General features: G+C 59.4%; 17 protein-coding genes. 10 read left to right on the top strand and 7 right to left on the bottom strand.

Annotated features, from left to right (window positions below; all coding sequences use genetic code 11):
* Positions 1–267 precede the first annotated feature (267 nt).
* On the top strand, positions 268–1875 hold the full coding sequence (locus tag DRET_RS07445; protein ID WP_015751923.1) for a peptide chain release factor 3: 1608 nt from the start codon (positions 268–270) through the stop codon (positions 1873–1875).
* Positions 1876–2541: 666 nt separating this feature from the next.
* Positions 2542–2802, top strand: coding sequence for an RNA recognition motif domain-containing protein (locus DRET_RS07440; RefSeq protein ID WP_015751922.1), 261 nt, complete (start codon positions 2542–2544; stop codon positions 2800–2802).
* A gap of 364 nt (positions 2803–3166) precedes the next feature.
* On the opposite strand, the gene DRET_RS07435 is transcribed toward DRET_RS07440, so the two are convergent.
* Positions 3167–4030, bottom strand: a complete 864-nt coding sequence (locus DRET_RS07435; protein ID WP_015751921.1) for a carbon-nitrogen hydrolase family protein — start codon at positions 4028–4030, stop codon at positions 3167–3169.
* Positions 4031–4610: 580 nt separating this feature from the next.
* Between DRET_RS07435 and DRET_RS07430 the strand changes: the two genes are divergently transcribed.
* The 7 genes from DRET_RS07430 (at position 4611) to DRET_RS07400 (ending at position 13450) form a co-directional block, all read left to right on the top strand.
* Positions 4611–5585: an ATP-binding protein gene (locus tag DRET_RS07430; protein ID WP_015751920.1), complete on the top strand. Its 975-nt coding sequence runs from the start codon at positions 4611–4613 to the stop codon at positions 5583–5585.
* 162 nt (positions 5586–5747) lie between these two features.
* On the top strand, positions 5748–7325 hold the full coding sequence (locus tag DRET_RS07425) for a sigma 54-interacting transcriptional regulator (protein ID WP_015751919.1): 1578 nt from the start codon (positions 5748–5750) through the stop codon (positions 7323–7325).
* A 420-nt stretch (positions 7326–7745) separates the two neighbouring features.
* Positions 7746–8858: an alanine dehydrogenase gene (gene ald / locus DRET_RS07420; protein WP_015751918.1), complete on the top strand. Its 1113-nt coding sequence runs from the start codon at positions 7746–7748 to the stop codon at positions 8856–8858.
* Between the two features lie 102 nt (positions 8859–8960).
* Positions 8961–10133, top strand: coding sequence for an alanine racemase (alr, locus tag DRET_RS07415; RefSeq protein ID WP_015751917.1), 1173 nt, complete (start codon positions 8961–8963; stop codon positions 10131–10133).
* 413 nt (positions 10134–10546) lie between these two features.
* Complete coding sequence (locus DRET_RS07410) at positions 10547–11884, top strand: alanine/glycine:cation symporter family protein (RefSeq protein ID WP_015751916.1); 1338 nt, start codon at positions 10547–10549, stop codon at positions 11882–11884.
* Between the two features lie 359 nt (positions 11885–12243).
* The gene (gene arsN2 / locus DRET_RS07405) at positions 12244–12708 is read left to right on the top strand and encodes an arsenic resistance N-acetyltransferase ArsN2 (RefSeq protein WP_015751915.1); all 465 of its coding nucleotides are present in this window, start codon (positions 12244–12246) and stop codon (positions 12706–12708) included.
* A 226-nt stretch (positions 12709–12934) separates the two neighbouring features.
* On the top strand, positions 12935–13450 hold the full coding sequence (locus DRET_RS07400) for an arylesterase (protein WP_052293284.1): 516 nt from the start codon (positions 12935–12937) through the stop codon (positions 13448–13450).
* A gap of 128 nt (positions 13451–13578) precedes the next feature.
* On the opposite strand, the gene DRET_RS07395 is transcribed toward DRET_RS07400, so the two are convergent.
* Positions 13579–14790, bottom strand: coding sequence for a DEAD/DEAH box helicase (locus tag DRET_RS07395; RefSeq protein ID WP_015751914.1), 1212 nt, complete (start codon positions 14788–14790; stop codon positions 13579–13581).
* An 840-nt stretch (positions 14791–15630) separates the two neighbouring features.
* Between DRET_RS07395 and DRET_RS07390 the strand changes: the two genes are divergently transcribed.
* Complete coding sequence (locus DRET_RS07390) at positions 15631–16038, top strand: hypothetical protein (protein ID WP_015751912.1); 408 nt, start codon at positions 15631–15633, stop codon at positions 16036–16038.
* Between the two features lie 87 nt (positions 16039–16125).
* Here DRET_RS07390 and DRET_RS07385 read toward each other — a convergent pair whose 3' ends face one another.
* The 5 genes from DRET_RS07385 to DRET_RS07365 form a co-directional block, all read right to left on the bottom strand.
* On the bottom strand, positions 16126–16860 hold the full coding sequence (locus DRET_RS07385) for a hypothetical protein (protein WP_015751911.1): 735 nt from the start codon (positions 16858–16860) through the stop codon (positions 16126–16128).
* 15 nt (positions 16861–16875) lie between these two features.
* The gene (locus tag DRET_RS07380) at positions 16876–17421 is read right to left on the bottom strand and encodes a hypothetical protein (RefSeq protein WP_015751910.1); all 546 of its coding nucleotides are present in this window, start codon (positions 17419–17421) and stop codon (positions 16876–16878) included.
* A complete protein-coding gene (locus DRET_RS07375; protein WP_015751909.1) occupies positions 17414–18085 on the bottom strand; it encodes an energy-coupling factor transporter transmembrane component T family protein in 672 nt (223 codons plus the stop codon). The genes DRET_RS07380 and DRET_RS07375 overlap by 8 nt, the downstream gene beginning before the upstream one ends.
* Complete coding sequence (locus DRET_RS07370) at positions 18069–19424, bottom strand: ABC transporter ATP-binding protein (protein ID WP_167317794.1); 1356 nt, start codon at positions 19422–19424, stop codon at positions 18069–18071. The genes DRET_RS07375 and DRET_RS07370 overlap by 17 nt, the downstream gene beginning before the upstream one ends.
* 80 nt (positions 19425–19504) lie before the next feature.
* Positions 19505–21514 carry a TonB-dependent receptor plug domain-containing protein gene (locus DRET_RS07365; protein ID WP_015751907.1) on the bottom strand — a complete coding sequence of 670 codons (2010 nt, stop codon included), beginning with the start codon at positions 21512–21514 and terminating at the stop codon, positions 19505–19507.
* Positions 21515–21745: the final 231 nt, after the last annotated feature.

The raw sequence follows: 21745 nt of genomic DNA, 5'->3' as shown, positions 1-21745 counted from the left end.
GATGCTGCGGCGCGACCGCTTTTGTTCCGGCATACACCGTTTGCGCAGTGAGCGGGAACGTTTGGGGCAGGAACAGGCGGACGGCAAGCCGGTGGCCCTTTTCCAAGGGAAGTATGGCGGCCCAAGGTTGCCTCCCTTTGGGAGCGATCAAAGACGCCCCGTTCTCGAAGAGGTAGGCGCTATGCCTTGGGAGTTTATAGCAGGCGGGGCGAGACGGTGATTTTGAACAGTCAGAAAACCCATTTTTTGCCATAACCACGGATTTGTATGAGCGATTCCCATTTTGCACGACAACTGCAGCGCGAAGTCCGGCAGCGGCGGACCTTCGGCATTATCAGCCACCCGGACGCCGGGAAGACCACGTTGACCGAAAAGTTCCTCCTCTTTGGCGGAGCCATTCAGCAGGCTGGCGCGGTCAAGGCCAAGAAGGCCACCCGTCACGCCCGGTCGGACTGGATGAAGGTCGAGCAGGACCGCGGTATTTCCGTGACCTCATCGGTCATGAAGTTCGAATACGGTGATTGCGAACTCAATCTCCTCGACACCCCCGGCCACCAAGACTTTTCCGAGGACACCTACAGGGTGCTGACCGCTGTGGACTCAGCCTTGATGGTCATTGACAGCGTCAAGGGCGTCGAGAGCCAGACCGAAAAGCTGATGCAGGTCTGCCGCATGCGGTCCATTCCGATCATGACGTTTATCAACAAGCTCGACCGCGACGGCCGCGAACCGCTGGAACTTCTCGACGAAATCGAAGACAAACTCGGCATCCAGGCCGTGCCCATGACGTGGCCCATTGGCATGGGCAAGCGTTTTCAGGGGGTCTACGATCTCATCAACGGCGAGTTGCGGTTTTTTGAGACCGCGGAGAACAAAGGCGCCCGCCCGAGGGAGGCCACGGTGGTCAAGGATCTCGAGAGCGAGGAGCTTGACAGACTCCTTGGAGAGACCGCCGCCAATGAACTCCGGGAAGATGTCGAACTTCTGAGCGGCGCCGGGTATCCCTTTGACCACGAGGCCTACTTGGCCGGAAAACAGACCCCGGTCTTTTTCGGCAGCGCGGTCAACAACTTCGGGGTCCAGGAACTGCTGGACAATTTTGTTCGCTTGGCGCCGGCGCCCAAAGCGCGGGAGGCCGAGACCCGAATGGTTGCCCCTGAAGAGCCGGAATTCTCTGGTGTGGTCTTTAAGATCCAGGCCAATATGGATCCCGACCATCGAGACCGGATCGCGTTCATGCGTATCTGCTCCGGGAAATTCGAACGCGGTATGCGGGTGCGGCACCACCGGCTGAAAAAGAATATGCAGCTCGGCAACGCGATCATCTTCATGGCTCGGGACCGGGCCGGAGCCGAGGAGGCGTGGCCCGGGGACATTGTCGGACTTCCCAACCACGGCACGCTCAAGATCGGCGACACCCTGACGAGCAAGGAAGAGCTGAAATTTCTGGGTATCCCGAATTTTGCCCCGGAGTTTTTCCAGCGGGTTATCCTCAAGAACCCCCTGAAGTCCAAGCAGTTGGAAAAAGGGCTGGCCCAGCTGGCTGAAGAGGGGGCGATCCAGTTTTTCCGGCCCATCACCGGGCGGGAGTTTATTCTTGGGGCCATTGGCGCCCTGCAGTTCGATATCACCGCCGGGCGGCTGAAAACCGAGTACGGGGTCGAGGCGACCTACGAGCCGGTCCAGATCTACGCCGTGCGCTGGGTGGAATCGGAAAACAAGAAGCAACTCCAGGAAGTGCGCAAGAAGTACCACAATTCTCTGGTGGAAGACGCCCAGGGCGCACCGGCGCTGTTTTTTCCCACCCGTTGGCGGCTGGAAAAAGCTGAGGAAGATTGGCCTGAGGTGCGCTTTACCCATGTGAAGGAGCATTGAGGCTGGTAGTGGGCCGTTCGCATCAGGGCCGGAATCGCTATCGGGATCGCTATCGAAATCGAAGTGAAATCGTATTTTTCGGCTGCAATAGCTTGGAATGATTGAGGAATTGAAGAATTTAGGTATTGAGGGATTGGAAGAGGAGGAAGGCGGGGGCGTTTGACGGGGAGAGTCGGGAGATCGTCCGTCCATTCAGGTGCCTGGAACGATTGAGGAATTGAAGAATTTGGATATTCAGGGATTGGAAGAGGACGAAGGCGGGGGCGTCTGACGGGGAGCAGTGCGGAAGCCCATATTTCCATCGGCAGGAAAAGAATCGATTCCGACCCCGATTTGGATGGCGGTGGTATCCAGTTTTCCGTTGGCTGTGCTCTGGCCTCAGGCCTCGCGCTACGGGGATGGCTGGGCTGGTGCTGCAAGCCTAGTGAAATGCCTGATCAAATTTTTTTGCCTGTTTGGCCAAGAAAGTTCTTGACTTCTGCGCTTGAAAAGCAGAATTTGTGATTTCAGCGCATCCCGAAAGGGGCGGTTGTTTGTTGGCCGGCGCTGGGTTGGAAACAACATGGTTGGCAGGGAGCTTCGTGCGCAACTTGTACAAGCTTCCTTTTTACGTGGGGCGCTGCGGCGCCAGTTTCGCATTATTTTATTTTTTTGGAGAATTTGTCCATGTCGAAGAACATCTATGTCGGCAATCTGCCCTTTTCCGCCACCGAAGACGAAGTCCGCTCTGCTTTCGGCGCCTACGGTGAAGTAACTTCCGTAAAATTGATCGAGGACCGTGAGACCGGTCGCCCCCGTGGCTTCGGTTTCGTAGAGATGAGCGATGGTGGCGAGCAGGCCATTGAAAACCTTGATGGCCAGGATTTTGGCGGGCGGACATTGAAAGTCAATGAAGCCCGGCCCCGTCCCCAGCGTCCCCGCTGGTAGACCCGGGTTTTCCATACGCTTCGCAAAGCCCGCTTCCCTTGGGAAGCGGGCTTTTTTGCGTTTTCAGGCAGGGCCCGGGAGAAGATGCCTGCGGCAACTGGGGCAGTTTTGCTGGATAGCCCGGTAACAGAGGCATGTGACGTACTGGCCATGCCGCGGGCCGGGCAATGACGGCAAACGCGCCGAATATGGCGAACATGCAGACCGCCCCACCCGTGAGGAGACACCACGTACCCGCCGTTGTTCGGATCTGGTTAGCTGCCTCAAGACGGAGCGCGCACGCTCCGGAAATCTTGTTGTGGGCTGCTGAACCGAAGTCAGGACCTCGCCCCTGCCTGAGTGGTCAGGTCCATTGGCAGATACGTTATTTTTGTGTTCCGCCAAACGGAGGGCGCTGGAACAGGGCTCCGGCCTGTTCGTTGCCAGCCAGTGGCTGGGACGGTGCGTGGTCATACAGGGCCTGGAGTTGGGCGACTTGGTCCCAACTGCCGGCTGCACGGCAATGCCGCAGGCGGTCCAGATCCAGACTGACGATGGTCGCAGTGGGTCGCTCACCGGCCTCGAAGATCCGTTGCCCCTCGGGAGAGACCACCAGGGAACCGCCGGCAAGGTGGTAGTGGCCGTAGTCGCAGGCCCCGTTCATGTAGATATAGTAGGCCTGGTTTTCGATGGCCCGGGCGTATTTGATGTGCTGGTAGCTGTCCGGAATGCTGTCGGGATCCATTGAGAGCTGGATGAGGACCTCGGCGCCCATGAGGGTCAGGGTGCGGCTTATTTCCGGAAAGTCGGCGTCGAAGCAGATCTGCAGGCCGAAGCGGACCTGGGGTTTTTCGATGTCAAAAACGAGATAGTCCCGGCCCGGCAGGGTGCCTTTTTCCAAATCAGTGTCCCAGGGGACCATTTTCTTGTAGGTCCCAGCGAGTCGGCCGTCTGGGGCGAAGACCGGTGCGGCGTTACTGAAGCCGCCACCGGGTTCGGCCAGTTTCAGACTCCCCGGCACCAGCCAGACCCCGAGCCGGGCAGCGAGCCGGGAGAGACGCTGCATGGCCGGTCCCTCAGGATCTTCGATATGGTGCGGGGCGATGCCGAACTCGACGCCGATGATCAGCTGCGGGCGACGCGGGTCGTTGCACAGGGCTTCGGCCTTGGCTTCGAGGGTATCGATATTGGTCTGCGTCTCAGGGCTGATTTCCATCTGGATCAGCCCGACGTGAAGGGGTGTGGACATGGGAACTCCTTGCGCGTCTGAATACGTGGTTTCAATCGCCACTGGTGGTCCTGCGGCACAAAAGCGACCACCTGTTGCAGCCGGATTGGCAGGTTGCGACCTGGATTTTGGGCCGCAGGGTGTTGGGATTTTTGAACAGGCTGTCAGAGACGCCTGGTGCAGTAATCAGCCAACGGGGTTTTCCTTGGGGAGGGCCTCTTTGCCACAGCAGGACGGCCCGGTCAAAAAAAGTGTCTCACCTGTCTCAGGTGTCGCAGGGTAAAGAGCGAGGGAGAGTGCCGTTGACACATGTTCAATGAGAAGACACCGGCAAGGCAAATGCGTGCCCAGGGAGACGTCCTGCGGTGCCTCTTGCGAGGCGCAACGGGCCGCGAGATACCAAGGTTCGCTCCAGATAGGCCTGTTTGCAGGCGGCGTGGGGATCGATTTTTTCAACGTGGTCTGAGCGGCACCTGGAGCAACCAATTGCGAGGACAATCCCCTTTATTCAGGATCGGTTTTTGCGTATATCTGCCTGCACTGCAAGAGGTCAGAATGAAAATCCGGGACGCTGAGCGTCTCAAACGTTTCAGGGGCAGATATGCGAGGAGGACGACGCTGGGGAATTTTGCCGTCGACACGCCGTTTTTGGCGCGAAGCCAGGCGTGAGCCGCACTTTCAACTCCGTGAATGGCTGCACGGCTACGTCTACGGCCGCTGGCCGTATTTGTATATCGGGCTCGGGACCGGGGAGCATCCATTGACCAAGGCGGTTTTGCCGCCTTTGCGCTGGTTGTGCCAACGTCTCGGGCTGTGGGAGCCGAGAAATCCGGACAGCGGTCCATCCGCGGGCGCGAAATCCTTTGCCGACAGCTACCACGGCAAGGTCGTGCCATTGGACAACGCCCAGAGGTTGGTCAGCGTCCAGCGCGATCTCGAGATCCGGAATTTGGAACGGATCATTCCCTACACCACAGCCCGGGATATCGTTCTGCGCGATCCAGAGCACATCGCGGTGCTTCGCTGCCCGTGTCGGGCGTCCCGCCAGGACCCCTGCGAACCCCTGGATGTCTGCCTGATCGTCGGGGAGCCGTTCGCCGGATTCATCACCGAACACCATCCGGACCGGGCCCGTATGATCAGCCAGGAGGAAGCACTGGAGATCCTTGAGGGCGAAGACCGGCGCGGCCACGTCCATCACGCCTTTTTCAAGGAGGCGATGATGGGGCGATTTTACGCCATCTGCAATTGTTGCTCCTGTTGTTGCGGGGCAATGCAGGCCCAGCGCAATGGTGTGCCCATGCTGGCCTCTTCCGGCTATATCTGCCGTGTGGCGGAGGACAGCGCCTGCACCCAATGCGGCCAATGCGTCCGGAAGTGCCAGTTTGCGGCCATTGTCGAGAATGTGGCAGGGACGGTAACGGTCGATGCTGAGAAATGCATGGGTTGCGGGGTTTGCGTGAATAATTGCCCTACAGGGGCGCTGGTGCTGGAGCGGGCCCCGGAGAAGGGGGAACCGCTGGATATGGGGGCCTTGATGGAGCAGGAACTGCAGCGCCTCTCCCGGCCGGCATGACGACTCTGAGGGCTAGCACCCAACCTGCGGACTTCCAGGACAGACTGTGGTTGAATCTGCGGAAACAGTCACGGTGTGACGTGTGTGCTCAGGTCAGCCCGGCCCGGGAAGGGACTCACGGCCGGCCCGGTTGCAGCCCTGCAGGAAGGAAGAGGACCAACGATGATCAAACTCCAGCTCATTTTCCGTGATCGGGTGGGCATTATCGCCGACATCACCGCCATGCTCGGTGAGGATTCGATCAATATCCTGTCCATGGAAGTCGACGCCAGCGGTGATCGGACCTTCGTCTATTTCGAAACCCAGGCCGAAGACCTGTGCTCCTCTGATGATCTCATGCGGCGATTGAAAGAGATTCCGGGCCTGCTCGAGATTTCGACCATCCGGACCATGCCCCAGGAAAAACGGGAGCGGAGCCTGGAGGTCATCCTCAACAGTGTCAGCGACGGGATTGTGGCCATCGACGAGCACCGGCGGATCATCGTCGCCAACCGGGTGGCCCGGAATATTTTCGGGTGCAAGGACCCGGAGATTATCGGCAGGCCGATCCAGGCGCTGAATCTGCCGGATTTGTCCATGCTCGAATGTTTGCGGGGCAAGCGGTACCATAATGTCCCGCGCAAATGTCAGACCCCGGCCGGCCTGTTCCATTTTTTTGCCTCGGCCCAGCCGTTCAAGGATTCCAACGGCCGGATCGTCGGGGCTGTGGAAGTCATGAAGGACATGAAGGAAATCAAACAACTGGCCAATTTTGTCGCTGACCCGGCCCGGATCACCTTCGAAGATATTATCGGCAAAAGTCCGGCCATCACGTCGGCCATCGCCTTTGCCAAGCAGGTTGCCCGCTCGAACGCGGTCATCAGCATCCGCGGGGAAAGCGGGACCGGCAAAGAACTCTTTGCCCAGGCCATCCACCACGCCTCGGGCCTAAGCGGGCTTTTTCTGCCCATCAACTGCGCGACCCTGCCGGAACAGCTCCTGGAGAGCGAATTGTTCGGATATGAGGGGGGGAGTTTCACTGGAGCGGACAAACAGGGGAAGGTGGGGCTGTTTGAAAAGGCCAAGGACGGTACGATTTTTCTCGACGAGATCGCCGAGATGCCCCCGAACTGCCAGGCCAAGCTGTTGCGCGTCATCCAGGAGCGGCGGGTGCGCCGTATCGGCGGCAGCGCCGAAATCCCCATCAACGCCCGTATTGTGACCGCCACGAGCAAGAATCTTGAAAGCATGGTCCGGGACAACCTCTTCCGCGACGATCTCTACTACCGGATCAACGTCCTGCCCATCTATCTGCCGGCGTTGCGGGAACGCTTGGAAGACATTCCGCTTCTGGCCGAGCATTTTCTCTTTCAACTCAACTACAAGTTGAACAAGGGCCACCAATTGCTGACCAAAGGGGCGCTGGAAAAACTCAGCGGACACGCCTGGCCCGGCAATATTCGCGAACTGCGCAATGTGATCGAGCGTGCGGCCATTCTCGGCGGGGCCAATCAGATCAGCCAGGAGTGCATCCTGTTCAGCTTCGAGGTCGGCCAGCGCCAGGAGGACCCCGGGGGGGTGTATCCCAGTTGCTCCGTGGAAGGGCTGCGTGATCAGCTTGACTCCCTGGAGCGCAAACTCCTGCAGCAGGCCCTGGACCGTACGGCCAGCATCCGTCAGGCCGCGCGGCAGCTCAGGATTTCCCATTCGGCGCTTTTGAACAAGATGCGCAAACACAAACTCGGACTGGTTCAGAAATAAACCACTGGTTCTGTTGTGAACCATTCCTGCTTATGTCAATTATGTAAGTTATTTACCTGAAAGGCTCTAAAGCGGGTGGTTCTTTTGCGTACCACTTTTGCTGGACGCGCTTTCGAGGTCTCCTGCCTGGTCCAGAATCTCTGCCGGGTGCACTTCCTGGCACCGGCCATTTCACCGGTCTCCATTTCGCGTTTCTCGATTTCCCGATTTTTTGGCAAAGTTTGTGCATACAGTAAGCAGTGCTCGTCGGGGGTCCTGTCTTTTGGGGCGGGGGGCCGAGGACGGGACCGCCCGGTTGTATTGACAAAACCTGGGCAGATACTCGGTTGTACCCGCTGCGGCGAGAGACACCGCCTTTAGGGCCGGTCTCGCCTCGCAAAGCGGCTGTATTGTGCCACAAACTTTTGGAGGAGATGCAAGATGCGTATTGGTGTGCTCAAAGAGATCAAGGTCGAAGAAAACCGTGTGTGCATGACTCCGGCCGGGGTCGAAGTCATGAAGGCCAACGGCCATACGGTGCTGGTGGAAAAAAATGCCGGCGTGGGCAGTGGCTTTTCCGATGACGACTATATTACTGCTGGTGCGGAGATCATTGATACCCCGAAAGAAATTTTTGACCAGTGCGATATGGTCATGCACGTCAAGGAACCTCAGCCCTCGGAATACGAACTGATCCGGGAAAACCAGATCGTTTTCACCTACTTTCACTTTGCCGCTGATGAAGAATTGACTCGGGCGCTGATGAAGACCAATTCCATCGCCATTGCTTACGAGACAGTTGTCGGCACCCACAATGACCTGCCTCTGCTGACTCCAATGAGCGAAGTGGCCGGCCGTATGGCGACGCAGGAAGCCGCCAAGTTCTGCGAACGGTCCATGGGCGGACTTGGGATCCTCTTCGGCGGCGTGACTGGCGTGGCTCCGGCCAAGGTGCTGGTTATCGGCGGCGGGATTGTCGGCACCAATGCCGCGCTGATGGCCGCCGGCCTGGGTGCGGATGTGACCATCCTCGACCTCGATCTGGATCGTCTGCGCTACCTCTCGGAGATCATGCCCGCCAATTGCCGGCCGCTGAAATCTTCCCCGGCCCTGCTGCGTGAACTGGCGCAGGATGCCGATGCTGTTATCGGCGCGGTTCTGGTCACCGGCGCCAAGGCTCCGAAACTCATCACCCGCGAGATGCTCAAGAGCATGAAGAAAGGGTCGGTCCTCGTGGACGTTGCCATTGACCAGGGCGGTTGCTTCGAAACCTCCCGTCCCACGACCCACACCGACCCGGTCTTCGAGGTCGAAGGGGTTATCCATTATTGCGTGGCCAATATGCCCGGTGCCGTCCCGGTTACTTCGACGATGGCCCTGACCAATGCCACCCTGCCTTATGCCGTGCATCTGGCCAACAAGGGCTGGCGCCAAGCCTGCAAAGATGTGTTCGGCCTGAAGGAAGGCGTCAACATGGTCAACGGCAAAATTACCTACAAAGGGGTTGCCGACGCCTTCGGTCTGGATTATACGCCAATCGACGAGGTCCTGTAGGTACCCGGAAGCGTTATCAAAGCCCGGTGTCGATGGACACCGGGCTTTTTCATACCTCGCGCTGTTCACGGGCCGATTTTTTTTGCAGCGGGGAGCCAGCGTATGTCGTGCCGCCCAATATGGGCCGAGATCGATCTCGAGGCTATAGCTCACAATATCAGCGAAATTCGCAACGCCGTCGGTTTTGGGCCCCAGATCATGGCTGTGGTCAAGGCCAATGCCTACGGCCACGGCGCCGTTGAAGTGGCTCAGGCCAGCTTGCGAGCCGGGGCGTCCTGGCTTGGAGTGGCCAGGGTCGCCGAAGGCATCGAACTCCGCGAAGCCGGCATTGCGGCGCCGATCCTCGTTCTGGGTACCTCGCCCCCGGAATGCGCTTCGGAACTGCTGGCCTGGGATCTGCGCCAGACGGTTTCCGGCCTGGACGACGCCCGGGCGCTTGCCCGCCATGCTCGGAACCAGGACAAGACGTTGCAGGTGCATCTCAAAGTCGACACTGGCATGGGACGGCTCGGACTTCTGGCCGGGCCGGAACTCGGCGGCGACTTTGATGCGGCCGGGGAAGAAGTCGTGGCGATCCAGCAGCTCTCCGGGATCGCGCTCGAGGGCATTTTCACCCACTTCGCCTGCGCCGACAGCCGGGACAAATCCAGCGCCTCCCGGCAATGGCAGCGCTTCACCGACTTCCTCGAGACCCTCGATACCCGCTCCCTGCCCAGAATTCCCGTCCGCCACGCTGCCAATAGCGCCTCCATCATCGATCTGCCGCGCACCCATCTCGACCTGGTCCGAGCCGGGATCATGCTCTACGGCCTGTATCCGTCAGCTGAAGTCGACCATGCCGGTGTCCGTCTCAAGCCGGCCATGACGGTCAAGGCCCGCATCAGCCAGGTCAAAGATGTGCCCGCGGGGTTCTGCGTCAGCTACGGTTCTACCTATACGACCCCTGCGCCAACGCGGATTGCCACGGTGCCGGTGGGCTATGCCGACGGCTACACCCGTTTGCTCTCCTCGCAGGCGCACATGGTGGTCCACGGACAGCGGGTGCCGGTGGTGGGCCGAGTCTGTATGGACCAGACCCTGCTTGATGTCGGCGGCCTCCCGGAAGTCGCTGCAGGAGACGAGGTCGTCCTTCTCGGCAGCCAGGGTGAGGCGTGCGTCAGCGCGGACGAACTCGCCGAACTGACGGGGACGATCAACTACGAAATCGTTTCCACGCTCATGGCCCGTGTCCCGAGAATTTTTCTGCCTGCCGTAGCGGGGCGTCACAGAGACTGACCCCGCTGGCGAGACCACGCATCCCCCGCCGGACATTGGGGGCCTGCGGCAACTGATTTGTGACCGTCCCCTGGTTTTTTTAACGGTTGCTAGGTGCGATGGGTTTGACGGCCACTCGCGACGCCATACTCCGGCGCGTATGTCCCCTGAGCGGACCGTCTTTCGTCATCAGGCCCAACCGAGGTTGACCAGACGCCTCCCGGGCCACGTTGTCTCTGTCTTGAGTCTGGTCCGTTTTCCTCTCCTCGTCGGAATGCCCCGGATGACCATCCCAGAACAGGCCACCAGGGCTGGCGGGTTCTCCCGCCCCGTTTATATGGCAATGGCCCTGTTGGCATGTCATTTTCAGCCTAACCTCGCAGCTGTGGCTACAGGTGTATCGGTTTTCATCTTTTTCCAGTCGAGGAGGGGGTATGGACGCATTACTATCGTTTTTCAGCACGCTCAGCGGATATGTTTGGGGGCCGCCGTTGCTGATCCTTCTGGTGGGCACAGGGGCGTGGCTGACCCTGTGCTTGAGAGGCTTGCAATTTTCGAAATTGTGGCACTCGCTGTATCTGGCGCTGATCAAACGTAAGGAAGAGGGGGCTGAAGAAGGGGACATCAGCCACTTTCAGGCCCTGATGACGGCCTTGTCCGCCACTGTCGGGACCGGGAATATCGCCGGTGTGGCTACAGCGGTGGCTATCGGCGGTCCCGGAGCGTTGTTCTGGATGTGGATCACCGGTCTGGTCGGGATGGCCACCAAGTATGCTGAGGCTGTCCTGGCGGTCAAATACCGCATTGTGGACGCTCGCGGCCAGATGAGCGGTGGTCCCATGTACTATATCGAGCGCGGCCTGGGCTGGAAATGGCTCGGTGTTTTGTTCGCCCTGTTTGCGGCCGTGGCAGCGTTCGGTATTGGCAACATGGTCCAGTCCAACTCTATGGCCGATGCCTTGAATTCGACCTTCCAGGTCCCCCACATAGCCACCGGTATCGTGCTCATGCTCGCCACCGCGGCTGTTATTCTGGGCGGGATCAAGAGTATCGCCCGGGTGACATCGGTCCTGGTGCCGATCATGGTTGTTTTCTATATGGGCGGAGCGCTGTTGATTATTCTGCTCAATGTGGCCCAGGTGCCGGCGGCCTTCGCGCTGATTTTCAAGCACGCCCTGAGCCCGACCGCGACAACCGGCGGTTTTGTCGGTGCCTCGATCATGCTGACCATCCGCATGGGTGTGGCCCGCGGTGTGTTCTCCAATGAATCCGGTCTCGGCAGCGCCCCTATCGCGGCTGCGGCGGCCCAGACCAAACACCCCGTAACCCAGGCCCTGGTGTCGATGACCCAAACTTTTATCGATACCATTATCGTGTGTACCATGACTGGACTGGTTCTGGTCATTACCGGATTGTGGTCCAGCGGTGAAAACGGTGCGGCCCTGACGAGCCAGGCCTTTGGCGCTGGAATGCCGGGCGGGGAGCTGATCGTCACCCTCGGCCTGATCCTTTTTGCCTACTCCACCATCCTGGGCTGGTGCTACTACGGCGAAAAATCGATTGAATACCTGCTGGGGGAAAAATCCATTGTACCCTATCGGGTGCTGTTCGTTATTTTCGTCGGTGTGGGCGCGGTTCTCAAGCTCGATCTGGTCTGGGCCCTGGCCGATGTCTTCAACGGACTGATGGCCTTCCCCAACCTGATCGCTCTGTTGGTCCTGACACCGGTTATTGTCAAAGAGACCCGGAATTATTTTAACAATAAGAAATAGCCGGCAGGAGCCGGAGGTCTACAGCGGGGTGTCAAGCGGCACCCCGCTTTTTTTTTGCAGCAGGGGACGGTTGCAGGTCTTTCGGCACCCGGAGGAGTCGCGCAGGTGGTCACGTTTTCCCACCTTGGATCGCCATGCAAACCGAGCGCGTGACACGAAAACAGTATTCACGAGCCAGATTCGAAAGAAGCGGGTGCAGTGGAATCAGCCGGGGTGGACAAAATTTATCCCTTCTGTATACCTTGAGATACGATAGAGAGTGATCAGGCTGTTGCCAGGAGCCGGCAACGTTCTTGTGTTCATGCTCAGGCACTGATCACCACACATGATGAGTCGAGCGGCTTGAGGAGGAGTTGGTTATGGATGTCAGTATTGTCCAAATGCCTGCTGGGAAAACCAGGGAAGCGCTCTCTCTGGTGGCCTCGGCAGGACTGCATACCTCGGATCTGACTACGGATATGCTCCAAGATTTTCTGATCGCCTTGGACGAGAAACAGCATGTGCGGGGCGTGGTCGGTATGCAGGTCCTGGGAGAGGTCGGATTGCTCCGGGCCTTGGCGGTCGCTCCCGATTGCCAGGGATGCGGGGTGGGCAAACAATTAGTTCGGGGATTGGAAGTCCACGCCGAACGCAAGGGCGTCTCCGAGTTGTACCTCCTGACCCTGACCGCGGACTCGTTTTTCCGCAACCTCGGGTATCAACCGACCGAGCGCTTGGCTGTGCCGGATTGTGTGGCGTATACCGAAGAGTTTCAAACCTTGTGTCCGGCATCAGCGGTCTGTTTGTGCAAACAACTCAGTTGTAGACAGACTGGCACCGCCTGACGCGAGGGGCTCCCGACGGTGGACAGCAGGCTCCTCGGATTTGCCGGAAGACTGGCAGAGGCCATGCTCCCCGGTTGGGAGGCTCGCGCAAGTCTGTGAGGGTATGTGGTGTTCAATCAGACACGTTTCTGGAAATGTATTGGTATGGTAGGGCTCGTGCCCCTGTTGGGAATCGTTTTGGGATGCGGCACTGACCAGCGGATCGACGCTTTGCCCCCCGGACGCCGTGCTGGTCGCCTTTGGCAACAGTCTGACCGCAGGCACCGGTGCCCCGCAGGGGGCTTCATACCCTTCCGTTTTGGCGCAATTGACCGGATACACTGTGCACAACGCCGGCGTTCCCGGCGAACTCTCCAGAGAGGGACTCCAGCGCCTGCCCCGGGTCTTGCAGCGGTATGAGCCGGATGTGGTCCTCCTGTGTCATGGCGGAAATGATCTCCTGCAGAATCGGTCCACTGCCGAACTCAAAAAGCACCTCCGGGCCATGATCCACCAGATCCGTGGAGCAGGCGCACGGGTGGTCCTTCTCGGGGTTCCCCGCTTTGACTTGGGCCTTTCCACTCATCCGCTGTACGGCGAGTTGGCCGAAGAATTCGATCTTCCGGCTGAACTCGATGCGCTTGACGCGATTCTTGCCACGCCGGGACAAAAAAGCGATATGATCCATCCCAATGCAGCGGGATACGCCAGACTGGCCCGGGCTGTAGCCGAGCTTTTGCCGGATTCGGCCTCAGCAGGGTAGCTGCCATCGCTTTTTCAGACGGCCTCTGCTCAAGGCAGAGTTACGGGAAATAGAAAAATCCCCCCGGGCCCTGAAAATGGGCCCGGGGGGATTTTATGTCGACTGGAATCGATCCGTCGATTCGAATATTAGCGGCGGTGCTGGCTCGGGCGGCGGCCAGAGCGGCGCGGTCCTTCGGGCTTTTTGTGCTTGCTTGAGGTCCGCATGAGTTCGGGCGGAGCCAGATGTTCCATCTGATCGATCGTCTTGCGTTCCAGACGTTTGCCCAGATTGCGCTCAATGGCCCGGACGAGGTGCATGTCGCCTCTGGCGATCAGGCTCATGGCCAAGCCGGAGCGATCGATACGCCCGGTGCGGCCGATACGGTGGGTATAATTTTCCGCGGTGTCCGGCATGTCGAAGTTGATGACCCGGGCAATGCGCTCGACATCAATACCCCGGGCGGCAATGTCCGTGGCCACGAGGATCGTGAACCGGCCAGAGCGAAACCCGGCCATGGCGGTGCGCCGTTGGGCCTGGGAGAGGTTGCCGTGGAGATCCGCGGCTTTATATCCGCTGGCCTTCAGTTTCTGGGCCAACTTCCGGGCGCCGTGCTTGGTCTTGGTGAAAACCAGGGTCAAAGCGTCCGGCTCGTCTTCCAGGATTTTGAGCAGCATGGGTGTCTTGTGCTGTGCCTCAACCGGATACAGGGCCTGCGAAATGTTGGCCGAAGGCTTTTCGTGGTCAATACGGACTTCGGCCGGATCGACCAGGAGTTTTTCGGTCAGAGCCCGGATGTCCGCAGGCATGGTGGCCGAGAAGAGCATGTTCTGGCGTTGTGCAGGCAAGTAGCTCAGAATACGGTGGATATCGGGCAGAAAACCCATGTCGAACATCCGGTCAGCTTCATCCAAAACCAGCATTTCGACCTGTTTGAGGTTGAAACTGCGGTCGGTCAGGTGGTCGAGCAGGCGACCCGGGCAGGCGACGATGATTTCGGCGCCGGAGCGGATTTTGTCGACCTGCGGCTTTTTGCCCACGCCGCCGTAGACGGCAGCGGCCTTGAGGCCGGTGTGGCGGCCGAGCTGGTTGCAGACCTGGACCGTCTGTTCGGCGAGTTCACGGGTCGGGGAAACAATAAGGGCGCGGACGCGGCGACGGGGGCCGCTCATGAGCCGCTGTAAAATGGGCAGGACAAACGCGGCAGTCTTGCCGGTGCCGGTTTGGGCGAGCCCCAAAACATCTTTGCCTTCCAGGGCCAGGGGCAGGGCCTGGGCCTGGATGGGGGTCGGCTGGGTGAAGCCGCAGGCGGCAATGCCTGTGGTAATTTTCTCGTGCAGTGAAAAGGCATCGAAATGCATTGAAGTTCCTTCTGAAAAACGTGTTGGCCGCGGTGACTGGTATCGTGTGGGGATGCCCCCGGTCCTTGTCCATGATGGACGGGACCGACGCCGGTCTCATCACCACTGCGTTGGATAGCGGCCGGAAAATCCAAACGTGCAGTCGAACACACAGATGCGCCCACGCCAAAGGAGCAGGCGCGGCCCTATGCGGGTGCGGTACAAGTGATCAGCGGGAACTCATGCAGGATCGTCGAGGCGTGGTAGAACACGCGGCAGGAAGCAGGCAAAAGAAGTGCCGGGCACTTGGAGAGCGGCAAAGAGAATTCTTTTACGTGGGATGTTCCGGCTTGGCAAGCCTTTTTTTCCGGTTCTTTGACGGATCCTGTGGATTTTTGGAGTTTGCCGTCTCTTCTGTGTGCCCACTTTCGGCCCGGTATTTTCTCAATCCCGCCAAAGGGGGATCCTTGCCCCCTCCGGACTCTCAAGTGGAACAGAACTCCAGGTGTCGAAGATGGCCCTTGTTGCATCGGAATCCGCCTGGGAGCATTCCGTTCGCGGTCCGGTTTCCCCCTTTTGGCGGGACCAAGAAAATGTGCGGGCCTTTCGCTCGAAGCACGCAGAAGAGACGGCAAACTTTTGCGTCTGAAATTCCATGCCCTGTGACGAAGAGCCTTTTTTCCCCAGGCCAGTTTGAGGGTGGATCGCTCTCATCATAGGCGATGGTATTGCCGTCCGTGTCCTTTTTCGAGTACGCTTGGGTTGAGAGTCTGTTTTCTCACAGACTGCCCTAGGCAATGCTTGGATCAGCGCATCGGCACGCCGGGCGCTGAGGTCCTTGAGACTGAAAAGGAGGGGGCTATGGCCAGAAAACTCGGTATCTGGATCGACCATCGAGAGGCGGTCATGGTAGTCGTAGACAACGGGGATGTGCGCATCAAACGCCTGGAGTCCAATGCGGAGAGCAACGTGAATCCCTCAGAGGGGTGGAAAGGGTCCGGCACCGGAGTCCCCCAATCCATTTCCCAGGAAAAAAAGGCCCAAGGCCGGCGGAGGCACCAATACCGCGCCTATTACCAGAACGTTCTCAAGGAGATCCGGAAAGCGGAGCAGGTCTACTTGCTCGGGCCGGGAGAGGCCAAGCGGGAACTGAAAAACGAAATGGACAAGCACAAGGACCAGCAGGGCAAGCTGTTGGCGGTCGAACCATGCGACAGAGTTATTGAAAGCCAGCTGATCGCCAAGGTCAAAACATTTTATCGGGTCTGACAGGCCGTCAAAAATTCTTTGCAATAGCGTCACCTTTTGACGGCACTCCTTTCCAGGGCGGGGCAGGCTCGCCACACATTGTGCTCATTAGTTGAGATCCTGGACAAAAGGCCCTTTCTTGCGCCGGTCCGAGGGGATCCAATTGAAGTCGTCCTTTTGCAGTAGCAAAAGCACTGGACGCCCACCCCAGAGCCGGGGACGGATACCATAGCTGGTGTCCACGTATTGGTCGTCGTGCGGGACTAATCCCTTACGGACGGCGGCCACCGGTTCGATGCCGCGCCGCCGCAGCTCGCCGATGGGAATCTCCGGCGGCAGAGAGCGGATGTCACCGAAATCGATGAAGCTGCCCCCCCAGCCGGACATGGTCAGTCCGACCCCGGCCAGGGCCCCGATGATGCCGTCATTGGTGCCGCCGTGCCCGGAGAGGTGGATCGGGCGGGCGATGGCATAGGCCTCGTCCTGGGAAACAATGCGCGAACTGCAAAGACGGCCGAAGTTTTCGATATCCGCGCAGCGGTTCGTTTCACACGCGAGACAAAGTCCGGGATCACTGCCGTCCTGGAAATAGTTCTGGATATGGCCCACAGCCGCTTCTCTGAGCCGATCGACATCTGCCGTGCTCTCGACCTCGACAATGACACAGGCGGAGCTGTTGTGGGTCGTAAACGGGATATCCGGTAACTGAGGGAATTGCTGCCGCACGACACCGGTGACCGGGAAATCCGCCTGGATGCTCTGGGCAAAATAGCGGGCGTATTTGCCGGTACCGAGGTCCGAATGCAGGGTGTCGGTGTCGTCGAATCCAATGTAGCACTTCATACCATTCTCCTCGCGTTATTTGAAAACAGGAAGTAGCCCGTGGGCCCGCAATCGTTTGAGAACCGGCGGGACCAGAAGGCTGCCGAGGACGGCAAAAAAGAGTCCTCCCACAGCTTTGATCGTTGCGTGGAGCAAAAGCACCCCCATATCCATACCCACCAGCCAGTCGATAAAGACGTTGGCCAGAAATTTCCCTGCCCCGGCAGCGAGCCCGAGCAGGGCGCATCCCCACACCGACCCGGCCCAGCGCGGCACAAGCGTGCCTCCGAAATCCACGGCCAGGGCAGGGAAAAGGTATTTGGTCAGTTGAAGCGGCCCCCCTTTGCCTAACCCCAGAACCACGACCATGAGTCCGGCCCAGAGCCCGACGGTGGACGCGGCCCACCGTTTCGGGACCACAGCTTTGGCCAGGAGCAGGAAAAAGGCGATAAAGAACATGGAATGGCCGGAAATGTTCAGATGCCAGCGGAAAAAGAGCTTGGCTGCCACAATCAATACGGCGCAAAACCCCAAAAAAAGGGCGTTTTGCAGCGAATCTACAGAGTGAGTGCGTCTAATCATACGGCCAGATCCGTTTGCGTGCCGGCCCTGGAAAACCGCGGAGTCTGGCGGCCAGAGCGAGTTCGTGGGCTGTTTTCAGGCATTGGAAAACAGTAGGAAACAGCAAGCTGTGCGCCAGATCCCGCCATCCGGCCGGGGAGAGCATGTCCTTTGGTCGGAGCCGGGCGCCGCGCAGGAGTTGAACCCGGTAGATTTCACGGCATTCCCGCAGGAGCATGGGCACAAACGTCACTGCGGTGCACAGGGCGAAGGCGGTCTGCTGTGGCAGGAGCAGATGCGCCAAACGCCTGGCCTGAGCCCAGGACAGACTGTGGTAAAGCACGATTCCGGGGAGAAAAGCGAGCCAGATCTGGAGGGCGACCCTGGCGCCTTCGCTGATAACTCCCGGGCTTGGCCCGAGGCGGAGTATATACAGGCCGACAATAAGCACAAATTGGGGGCCGAAAATCCAGAATTTGCGGGCAACGTCCCGCAGTCGCGGCCGGCAGACCAGGAGAAAGACGGCTTCGCATCCCGCGCAAACAGCCACCAAAAACCAGGAACGGGAAAGCAAAGCAAAGCCGGCCAGAGCGGTAGCGATGAGCAGCTGGAGCCCGGCCCGGAGAAGGGGGGCCGTGCCCGGGGCCGCAAAGTGGTTGTGAATGGGATCAGTTGGCGCGGACAAGACGGCCTCCCTGAATACGTATATGGGTGTAGGCGTTCTCAGCCGCGGTAAAGGGCATATCGTGCGCGGTCCAGATCACGCCCAGTCCGTTATCGGACCGTTCCTGGTCCAGAAGCTCGAGGATCGTGCGCTGATAGGCGGTGTCGAGGCCGGCACCGGGGTCGTCGAGAAGGACAACTTCCGGGGCAAAGGCCAGGGTGGTGGCCAGGGCGAGCAGCCGTTTTTGCCCGTAGCTTAAGGCAAACGGGGGAATTTCCTGCCTGTCCTGCAGGCCGATGCGAGCCAGCCACCTTTGGGCCCGCCGGGTACGTTCCGGAGCCGGAATCCCGAGCCGTTTCAAGGCAAAAAGCATTTCTTCGCGGATAGTGGTCTCAAAGAATTGCCGTTCCGGATTTTGGAGAACCAGCCCTATCTTGCCGCGTGTCTGGTCCGGCCTGGGAGGCTGGCCTTTGAAAAAGATCCGGCCCGCCTGAGGCCGACCGAATCCGGCCAAAGTCTGCAGGAGCGTCGATTTGCCGGCACCGTTGGCCCCGGTCAGCAAAACGAGTTCCCCGCTGTGCAGACTGAGATCGCCGTCTTGGACAAGGGGAGGACACCCTTGGGGAGCCAGAGTCAGGCCGGTGCAGGTCAAAAGCGGGGGCGTCGAGCCTGGAGAGGGGGCGGCATTCGGCTGGAGCGGCGGCGCAGAGGGCGGTTTGTCTGCGGCACAGAGCGTTCCGTTTTCCAGGCGCCAATACCCATCGGCCACTGAAGCCAGAACCCCGGGATGCTGTTCGAAAAGCACGGCACTGCCGCCGTTTTGGGTGTGCCGCTGAATGTGGACGGCCAAGTGCTCCCGACCCGGGGCATCGAGTTGAGTCCCTGCTTCGTCGATCAAGAGCAGTCGGGGCGCGGCGGCCAGGAAGGCGGCCAGGAGCAGGCGGTATTTCTGCCCCATAGAAAGGCTGCGGGTCGGCGTGGACAGGGACTGGGTCAGGCCCACACCATCGAGAGCCAAACGAACTGTTCGCTGCATGACCTCTAGATCCCAGCCGAGGTTTTCAAGATAAAAGGCGCATTCTCCTCCGATCGTGGCGGCCAGGAGCTGCGTTTCCGGGTTTTGGAGAATGACCGCCGGACGGGGATCAGCGACTTGGATACGCCCCTGGAGGCAGGCATCGGGCAGCAGTCCCGCTGCCGCCTGCAAGAGCGTGGATTTGCCGCTGCCGGTGGGGCCGGAAACGATATGGCATTCACCACCAGGAATGGTCAGGGCGACGTCCTGCACAAAAAAGGGGCTGTCCGGTGTGGCACGCAGCCCGAGGCGTTCAGTGTGTAAAAGGGGCGTGGACGCGGTCATGGGCTGCCAGGGGTTGTGATTTGCGGGGACGGGAAAAGCGCCCCTGCCTTTTTCGCGAAAAAGGCAGGGGCGCATCTGGTCTAGAAGCTGTATTCCACACCGCCGTACACGGTGCGTCCGGGACGGGGCAAAGCGTAGTTCTCGGCGTAGGCCTCGTCAAAGAGGTTGTCCACACCGGCATAGAATTCCCACCCGGTCTTCGGCAGGGGCTTGGACAGCTTGAGGTTGACGACCTGGTAAGGGTCGAGGGTGATGGTCTTGCCAGGACTGTCTTCATCCTTGGAAAAGTCGTACCGCTCGCCCACATAGAGGTAGGAGCCTGAGATTTTGAGGTCCCAGGGGCAGGTGTAGGTCGCCTTCAGCGAAACCTTGTTTTCCGGGCGGTTCTGGAGTTTGTCCGAATCTCTTTCGTCGGAGCGGTTTTCCGATTGGAGGTAGGTGTAGGCCGCCTCCAGGCGGAGATTGTCCACGGATTCGTTGGCCAGGGTCGCCTCGATGCCCTGGAAGCGGTATTTGTCCTGGTTTTTATAGGGTTCATCCCCAATTTTTTCGATAAAATCTTCGGCGTCGATGTGAAAGAGGGTCAGGCCGAGCTTGGTCTGCCACCCGGGGATATCCTGTTCCACGCCAGCCTCGTAGTGCCAGGTGACTTCGGCTTCCAGGTCCGGGTTGGCGTCATCGCCCTCATACAGGCGACGCAGGGAGGGAAAGCGGATTTTCCGGGCGTGGTTGGCCTTGAGGCGAGTGGTTGCGGTCAGATCGTAGTGACCGCCGAGTTGGTAACTGAAGTCGGCTCCGGTACTGCCGTTGTGCTTTTCCTGTTGGTGCCAGCCCGCACCGGCGACAAGACCGAGGGCATTGGTCGGGGCGACCTCGTACTGCAAGGAGGTGGAATAGATGTTGTTGTTCTTGTCTATTTCATTGAGTTCATCAATGGCCCCTTTTTCATACTTCTCCTCCCGGCTGTCCCAATTCCCCTGCTCTGCAGAGGCAGCGAGGGTGGCCACGCCGAGACGGTGGAGATCCAGGGCCACCTGGCCGGCCAACCCGTAGCGCGAGGTGGTGCTTTCCGTGTGCCGCCCTTTGTCCTGGGTCGTGTAGGTCTTGTCGTCGAAGCGATCCACGGTCTGCTCGAGTTGGGTGGCGTACCCCCAGGTCTTGAAGGAAAGCGGCCCGGAGAGGTCATGGCTCAGGGCGAGTTGGCCGCCGATGCTGGAGCGGTCAGTGACCCGCTCGAAGGTGAGTCGTGTGGGGTCGTCATTTTCGTATTTTTTGTCCGTGAATTCATCGACCAGGACTTCATGGGGTCGGCCGTATTCGCCCTGCTGCATTTCCAGGTTCAGGGCCAGGGTGGTTTGGTCCGTGGGCGTGAGTTCCATGCTGGTAAAGAGGTGGCTGCTTTCGCGGTCGCTGTTTTCCCGCTCGTCACCGCCTTCGAGACGGGAATCGACGTCCGCGCCGTCGGCCAGGGGAAAGTATTCCTGGTTGTAGGTGCTGCCACTGATGAAGATGTTGCCGTTTTCATTGCGCGCGGACAGGGTGCCGCGGCCGAGGTAGGCGTCGCCCTGGGCGGCTTCGCCGTTGAGCGAACCGTGGACGCCCTCGGCGCCGCGTTTGGTAATGATATTGATCACCCCGGCGTTGCCCCCGGAGCCGTAAAGGACCGAACCGGCCCCGCGGGTGACCTTGATCCGGGCGATGTTCTCGACCGGAATGAAACTGGGGTCAAACTGATTGTCGTAACTGGAATTGATGGGGATGCCGTTGAGAAGCAGCTCAATCTGCCGGGTGCGCATGCCGCGCATGTCGATCCGCGGGACGCCCTTCTTGCCACGGCGGACATAGATGCCAGGGACGAGATCCAGGGCTTCGTCCAGGGTTCGGGCATTGTCCTCTTTGATGTCCGCGGCGGTGATGACATCGACGCTGCCAGCGGCTTCGACCTGGGAGGCCGGGCTGGAGACAACGATCTCCCCGAGTTCAAAGACTTGGTCGTTCGCCGGAGTCTCCTGGGCTCCGGCCACCCCAATGCCGGCCCAGAGGCAAACCCCGAAGGCCATGAGCGCGATCTTGCTCAATCGTGAGTGCATACCTTCCTCCTATCCCACTGAATTTATAGATGCATCATGATTACGGCTCTTATGAGCATAAGTCAATGCGTGCATAGGAAAAAAGGAGGGAGTGTTCAGTTGAGGGTTGTAAGTGTTGAGGAAGACAAGAGAATTGAGGAGGGAGGGGGCAGGTATCAGGCACCAGTTATTGGTTAACGGGGAGGGATGCCGGCGTCGAGCTTTGGTTGGATACCAAAAGACCCGCCTTGC

This window comes from Desulfohalobium retbaense DSM 5692 (genome assembly GCF_000024325.1).
In the GTDB taxonomy this organism is placed as follows: domain Bacteria; phylum Desulfobacterota; class Desulfovibrionia; order Desulfovibrionales; family Desulfohalobiaceae; genus Desulfohalobium; species Desulfohalobium retbaense.
Note: the sequence above shows the minus strand (reverse complement) of the source record. Positions and strands in the feature narration are given on the sequence as shown.

What these genes read in the sequence shown, in the direction of transcription:
- alr (WP_015751917.1), top strand. Translation starts at nt 8,961, where the DNA reads ATGTCGTGCCGCCCAATATGGGCCGAGATCGATCTCGAGGCTATAGCT.
- DRET_RS07440 (WP_015751922.1), top strand. Translation starts at nt 2,542, where the DNA reads ATGTCGAAGAACATCTATGTCGGCAATCTGCCCTTTTCCGCCACCGAA.
- DRET_RS07430 (WP_015751920.1), top strand. Translation starts at nt 4,611, where the DNA reads ATGCGAGGAGGACGACGCTGGGGAATTTTGCCGTCGACACGCCGTTTT.
- arsN2 (WP_015751915.1), top strand. Translation starts at nt 12,244, where the DNA reads ATGGATGTCAGTATTGTCCAAATGCCTGCTGGGAAAACCAGGGAAGCG.
- DRET_RS07385 (WP_015751911.1), bottom strand. Translation starts at nt 16,860, where the DNA reads ATGAAGTGCTACATTGGATTCGACGACACCGACACCCTGCATTCGGAC.
- DRET_RS07425 (WP_015751919.1), top strand. Translation starts at nt 5,748, where the DNA reads ATGATCAAACTCCAGCTCATTTTCCGTGATCGGGTGGGCATTATCGCC.
- DRET_RS07365 (WP_015751907.1), bottom strand. Translation starts at nt 21,514, where the DNA reads ATGCACTCACGATTGAGCAAGATCGCGCTCATGGCCTTCGGGGTTTGC.
- DRET_RS07435 (WP_015751921.1), bottom strand. Translation starts at nt 4,030, where the DNA reads ATGTCCACACCCCTTCACGTCGGGCTGATCCAGATGGAAATCAGCCCT.
- DRET_RS07380 (WP_015751910.1), bottom strand. Translation starts at nt 17,421, where the DNA reads ATGATTAGACGCACTCACTCTGTAGATTCGCTGCAAAACGCCCTTTTT.
- DRET_RS07410 (WP_015751916.1), top strand. Translation starts at nt 10,547, where the DNA reads ATGGACGCATTACTATCGTTTTTCAGCACGCTCAGCGGATATGTTTGG.
- DRET_RS07445 (WP_015751923.1), top strand. Translation starts at nt 268, where the DNA reads ATGAGCGATTCCCATTTTGCACGACAACTGCAGCGCGAAGTCCGGCAG.
- DRET_RS07370 (WP_167317794.1), bottom strand. Translation starts at nt 19,424, where the DNA reads ATGACCGCGTCCACGCCCCTTTTACACACTGAACGCCTCGGGCTGCGT.
- DRET_RS07395 (WP_015751914.1), bottom strand. Translation starts at nt 14,790, where the DNA reads ATGCATTTCGATGCCTTTTCACTGCACGAGAAAATTACCACAGGCATT.
- DRET_RS07390 (WP_015751912.1), top strand. Translation starts at nt 15,631, where the DNA reads ATGGCCAGAAAACTCGGTATCTGGATCGACCATCGAGAGGCGGTCATG.
- ald (WP_015751918.1), top strand. Translation starts at nt 7,746, where the DNA reads ATGCGTATTGGTGTGCTCAAAGAGATCAAGGTCGAAGAAAACCGTGTG.